The organism is Psychrobacillus sp., from assembly GCF_056205495.1.
Genome location: NZ_JBAEAP010000380.1, coordinates 1 through 5,955, shown reverse-complemented (window position 1 = coordinate 5,955; position 5,955 = coordinate 1). Strand labels below are relative to the sequence as shown.

The 5,955-nt window shown below is 37.5% G+C and carries 5 protein-coding genes and 1 other annotated feature; of the genes, 4 read left to right on the top strand and 1 reads right to left on the bottom strand.

Going from position 1 to position 5,955, the window contains the following annotated elements:
• Together AC06OU_RS11315 and dtd are read left to right on the top strand one after the other, a co-directional pair.
• On the top strand, window positions 1-496 hold a 496-nt coding region (locus AC06OU_RS11315), incomplete at its 5' end, for an ACT domain-containing protein (protein WP_475855854.1).
• 42 nt (window positions 497-538) lie between these two features.
• Window positions 539-976 (top strand): D-aminoacyl-tRNA deacylase, encoded by a 438-nt coding sequence (gene dtd / locus AC06OU_RS11310; protein WP_298470356.1) that lies wholly within the window; start codon window positions 539-541, stop codon window positions 974-976.
• A 426-nt stretch (window positions 977-1,402) separates the two neighbouring features.
• On the opposite strand, the gene AC06OU_RS11305 is transcribed toward dtd, so the two are convergent.
• Window positions 1,403-2,962 (bottom strand): SH3 domain-containing protein, encoded by a 1,560-nt coding sequence (locus AC06OU_RS11305; RefSeq protein WP_475855851.1) that lies wholly within the window; start codon window positions 2,960-2,962, stop codon window positions 1,403-1,405.
• Between the two features lie 113 nt (window positions 2,963-3,075).
• Window positions 3,076-3,309: a binding site (T-box leader), on the top strand.
• A 54-nt stretch (window positions 3,310-3,363) separates the two neighbouring features.
• On the opposite strand from AC06OU_RS11305, the gene hisS reads away from it, so the two are divergent.
• The gene (hisS, locus tag AC06OU_RS11300) at window positions 3,364-4,641 is read left to right on the top strand and encodes a histidine--tRNA ligase (RefSeq protein ID WP_475855849.1); all 1,278 of its coding nucleotides are present in this window, start codon (window positions 3,364-3,366) and stop codon (window positions 4,639-4,641) included.
• The coding region (gene aspS / locus AC06OU_RS11295; protein ID WP_475855855.1) for an aspartate--tRNA ligase at window positions 4,641-5,955 on the top strand (1,315 nt) is incomplete at its 3' end. The genes hisS and aspS, both read left to right, overlap by 1 nt.

The window sequence follows — 5,955 nt, the reverse complement described above, 5'->3', positions numbered from 1 at the left end:
AAAGATTAATACTGAAATGCAAACGCTTACGATTAAGAAAACAACAGAATCTGGCGTTGTAGTAAAAGGTATCGAAAATCTACTTATTCGACTTTCCCGCTGCTGTAGTCCAGTACCAGGGGATGCGATTGTAGGATTTATCACGAAAGGTAGAGGAGTTTCTGTTCATAGAGCGGATTGTCCAAACGTTCAAAATGATGATGCTCATTCACGTATTATTGAGGTAGAATGGGAGCAATCAGATAGTCCTTCGAAAAAGGAATATCAGGTAGATATCGAAGTGTCTGCTTTTGATCGGACAGGCTTGCTAAACGAAGTACTTCAAGTAGTAAACGAATCTAAAACCAATATAGTTGCAGTTAGTGGCAAATCAGATAATGATATAGCGTCCATTCATCTGTCTATTTTAATTTCTAATATTGCACATCTACACAAGGTAGTGGATCGAATTAAACAGCTATCAGATGTCTATTCTGTTCAGCGTATTATTAACTAATGCAAACCAGCAACTGAATTGAGTTAAAGGGAGTAAATTTAGATGAAAGTAGTTCTACAACGATGTAAAAATGCAAAAGTAACAGTAGACGGCGAAATTACTGGTCAGATAGATCATGGATATATGTTATTAGTAGGAATCACAACTACAGATACTGAAAAAGAAGTCGATTACTTAGTAGAGAAAATAGCCGGACTACGGTTATTTGAGGATGAAGATGGTAAGATGAACCATTCCATTCAAGAAATGAATGGTTCCATTCTTTCTGTCTCTCAATTTACACTGTATGCAGATACAAAAAGAGGAAGACGTCCTAGTTTTATAGAGGCCGCTAGACCAGAACAAGCTAAGCCACTTTGGGAGCTGTTCAATAGCAAGTTACAGGCAAAGGAAATCCAAGTGGAAACAGGGGTTTTTGGAGCCATGATGGATGTCACTTTCACTAATGATGGCCCAGTGACAATCGTGCTTGAGGCTTAGTCTTAAAAACAAGACTGGAATAAATTCTAATTATATTAGCTTTGTTAAAGTTATTGGTTGATTTTGACTAACAATTCTTTTTTATAGTTACTGTAAATATAAACAAATGAACTTTTAAATGGCTATTAAGAACATAAACTAGATTATGAAATTTAGGTTGGTGACAGCTTTTAGCTTTGTTGATGCGAATACATTTATTAGGGCTCGCGTAAGCGATGAGGGATGGCTTGTCGCTCACCTCGAGGAAAGCGTCCGACTGGGGCGAAAAATCAATTCTACTTTCTGTCTAAGATTCTTTATATCATAAATCAACCCTACCCTTTAACATAGCCTTTATATTAAAAGTCCTGAAAATTTTACGTACAGTAAAATTTTCAGGACTTATTTTGTTTACTACATGGATGTTAAAAGGAATTAGCTTTTTAATTATTTCAATTGACTATCAAAGTAGTCAATAATACCATTATATATTCCATGAGTTGCTTGTTCCCTAAAAGCTCGCGTCGTTACATGCTGTTCTTCAGATGGGTTGCTCAAATATCCTAATTCTATGAGAATAGCAGGCTGCTTATTTTCTCGAAGTACTAAATAGTTACCTGGTTGAACACCACGATTTTTTAAGGAAATCATGTCACCGAGTCCTTTATGAACGTAGTTAGCAAGCTCTTTTTGATGGCTGTTCATGTAGTACGTAGTATAGCCTCGTACGGAACTATTATTAATGGCATCGTAATGGAGACTTATGAAAGCATCGGCATTCACTTGATGCGCTATAGAAACTCTTTTACGTAAGTCTACATATTCATCCGATTGTCTGGTCATCCTAACATTAGCACCTGCAGCTTGCAGTTTAGAGGAGAGCAATTCAGCTGTTTTAAGCGTTATATCTTTTTCATCGGTCCCTAAAGCGCCGGTTGTCCCACGATCATTTCCACCATGCCCTGCATCAATTACAATTGTTGCTCCTTTTAATGTCCCTTTTTTTCTTGTTACTTTTTCTTTCTTTTGCTCTTTCTCTGTTTCTTTTGAAGTTTCCGGAGTATTTGTTTCTTCTGAGGAGGATACTACCCAGTTAGCAATATACCCATTTTTTCCGTTTCCTAAATCGATTTTAAACCAGTCATTAATTGTCTCAATGACTTTAAATGATTCACCGGCCGCAGCTCTTTTCACTACTTCGCTGTTAGTATTACTCTCAGCTCGGATATTTGTTCCACTATATAGCACAGTAATGGACTCTGATGAAGTGGTCTTTGAACTAGATCCTACTGCATTTGTAAAGCTACCATAAAAGCTATAAAGCCATCCCTTTTTTCCTGATTCAAGTTCTACTTGAACCCATTGGTGGTCTGTAGCAAGTACGCTAAATTGGTCTCCTTTGTTAACTTGACCTATTTTTTTTGAAGATAAGTCAGGTTTAGCACGTACATTTAAAGCATCCACAGAAATAACAAACTTTTTTTCTTTTATCGATGATGCCGGTGTTGGGGCTTTTGATGCCGTATGTTCCACTATAGTCACATATGTATTATTTACCCAACCCTTTTGTCCATTGTAATCAATTTCAACCCATTCATCTTCTGATTGATGTGCAACGTACTTTTCTCCTTCATTTAATTTACCGATAACGGCAGAAGAAACTGAAGGTGCTGTACGAACGTTTAAATTATTTACTTTGGAGACAATTTGCTTATTGTCTAATCCTTCCGTTTCAATAGTTGCATACCAGCTAGCAACCCAACCAGTAGTATTTTTGTATTTAACTTTTAACCAATCATTTTCTTTTCCAACTACTGTGAGTTTATCATTTTTATGTACTGAACCAATTGTGTCATATGTTAATCCCGGACCACTACGCACCTTTAAAGATGATACACTTACTACAGCCTCTTGTTCTTGAGCTTGAACCTGAATATTAACAAAAGGTATGAAGAGCGAAAATACTAGTAATAATGTTACCAATTTGTGGACTATTTTGTTATTCATTGGATCACCTCTCTCTTTATTGTAAATAGTCTAACAAAAAATTACTACCATTTATTTAAAAAGGTTGACTTATTTCATTTACGTTATTATGATAAAGTATAATTAAAAATTAAAACAAACCATTGACCGAAAAAGTAACTGTTTATAAGGAATGACAAGAGAGGGAAAGACGTGGCTGCAATCTTTCCTACAGACCCCTACAGTGAACAACATTCGAGAGGTTTTTTGTCGAAAGAGTCTTCTTTAGTAGGCAAAAACGGATCTGGCCGTTATCCAGCGTTGAGAGGGTTAATTATATTAACCAACTAGGGTGGAACCGCGGAAGCTTAAAAGCTCTCGTCCCTTGCTATATGCAAGGGATGAGGGCTTTTTTTATTTGTATTTGAAGGGAGTCCAACATAATGGATATTAAATTACCAAGAGGAACACAAGATATCTTGCCATCTGAAACAGCAAAGTGGCAGATAGTAGAAGATTTAATAAGAGACGAGTGTCGTATGTTTCACTACAAAGAAATTAGAACACCTGTCTTTGAGCATACTGAACTCTTTACTAGAGGAGTAGGAGATACAACTGATATCGTCCAAAAAGAAATGTACACGTTTCAGGATAGAGGAAATCGATCACTTACGTTAAGACCTGAAGGAACAGCATCAGTTGTACGGTCATTTGTAGAGCATAAGATGTTTGGATATCCTGATCAGCCAGTAAAGCTATATTACATGGGACCTATGTTCCGCTATGAGCGTCAACAAGCTGGTAGATATCGTCAATTCGTTCAATTTGGTATGGAGGCAATCGGTAGTGCTGACCCAGCAATCGATGCTGAAGTAATATCTCTAGCTATGTCGATCTATAAAAAAGCTGGTTTAAAAAGCTTGAAACTAGTGATTAACTCATTAGGGGATACAGAAAGTCGAATCGCTCACCGAGAAGCTTTAGTGAACCACTTTGAACCGCATATCGAGGAATTTTGCTCTGATTGCCAAAATAGATTGCAAAAAAATCCACTGCGAATTTTAGACTGTAAGGTAGATCGTAACAATCCTTTGATGGCAACAGCACCATCTTTAACAGATTTTTTAAATGAAGAATCTGCAGCATATTTTGAAAAAGTAAAAGATTACTTAACCACGTTAAATATAGAGTTTGAGGTAGATCCTAATTTAGTACGAGGACTAGACTATTATAATCACACTGCATTTGAAATTATGAGTACTGCTGAGGGATTTGGTGCGATCACTACGCTAGCTGGTGGAGGAAGATATAACGGCTTAGTAGCGGAGCTAGGTGGGCCAGATTCTCCGGGTATCGGTTATGCGATGAGCATTGAAAGACTCCTACTTGCGATGGAGGCAGAAAAAATTGCGTTTCCAGACCATACTTCACTAGATGTTTACCTAGTGGCTATGGGTGAGGAGGCTAAGAAAAAAGTGACAGAGCTTACCTTTGAGCTGCGTCAAAACAAAATTTCTGCTGATATGGACTATTTAGACCGTAAAGTAAAGGCTCAGATGAAATCAGCGGACCGATTAAAAGCAAAAGCAGTGATTGTAATCGGTGAAGATGAACTAGAAAAACAAAGTGTTATGTTAAAAGATTTAACTACCGGGACTCAACAGCTAGTACCATTTACATCTTTAATAGATGAAGTTAAAAAATTAACGGAGGCAAAATAATCATGAACAGAACGCATACAAGTGGACAACTAAACGAACAACATATAGGTGAATCGGTTCAACTAATCGGTTGGGTTCAAAAACGAAGAGATTTGGGCGGACTTATTTTCGTTGATGTGAGAGACCGTACTGGTATTGTACAAGTTGTATTTAATCCAGAATTTTCAGAAACAGCTCTACAGGTGGCAAATACGTTAAGAAACGAATTTATCATTGAAATTAAAGGGACTGTCGTTGCACGTGCAGAAAATCAAATAAATCGCAACATCCCTTCTGGTGCAATTGAGGTTCAAGCAAATGAAATTTCCATTATCAACGAGGCAAAAAATCCTCCTTTTTCAATTGAAAATCAAACAGATGCAGGGGAAGATGTTCGTTTAAAATATCGTTATTTAGATTTAAGAAGACCAGTGATGTATGACACATTTAAAATGCGTTCAGATATTACAAAAACAGTTAGACGCTTCTTAGACGATGAAGGATTCCTTGAAGTAGAGACACCGATCTTAACAAAGTCTACGCCAGAGGGAGCTCGAGATTACCTAGTACCAAGTCGTGTACATGGAGGAGAGTTTTACGCTTTACCTCAGTCTCCACAATTATTCAAACAGCTGCTGATGGTTGGAGGATTTGAAAAATACTATCAAATTGCTCGCTGTTTCCGTGATGAAGATTTACGTGCTGACCGTCAACCAGAATTTACACAAATTGATATGGAAATGAGCTTCCTATCCATGGATGAAATTCTTGAGATGAATGAGCGCATGATGCAAAAAATCATGAAGGATGTTAAAGGGGTAGATGTTAGCATTCCATTCCCACGAATGGATTATGACGAAGCAATGGCAAGATTCGGATCAGATAAACCAGATGTTCGTTTTGGTTTAGAGCTAACAGATCTTTCAGAGCAAGTGAAGGATAGTTCTTTTAAAGTATTTGCATCTGCAGTAGAAGCAGACGGTCAGGTAAAAGCTATTAACGTTAAAGGAGCAGCAGATAACTATTCACGTAAAGATATTGATGCCCTTGGAGAATATGCGTCTCGTTATGGAGCGAAAGGTCTTGCATGGCTTAAAGTTGACGAGGAAGGCATTAAAGGTCCTATTGCAAAATTCTTTGAAGGTGAAGCAGCAAGTACGCTTATCCAAACTCTAGATGCTGCAGCAGGAGATTTATTGCTATTTGTAGCCGACAAGAAATCAGTAGTTGCAGATGCACTTGGAGCGTTACGTTTGAAGCTTGGTAAAGATTTAAAGCTAATCGATGAAAGCCGTTATGCTTTCCTATGGGTCGTGAACTGGCCACTATTCGAGT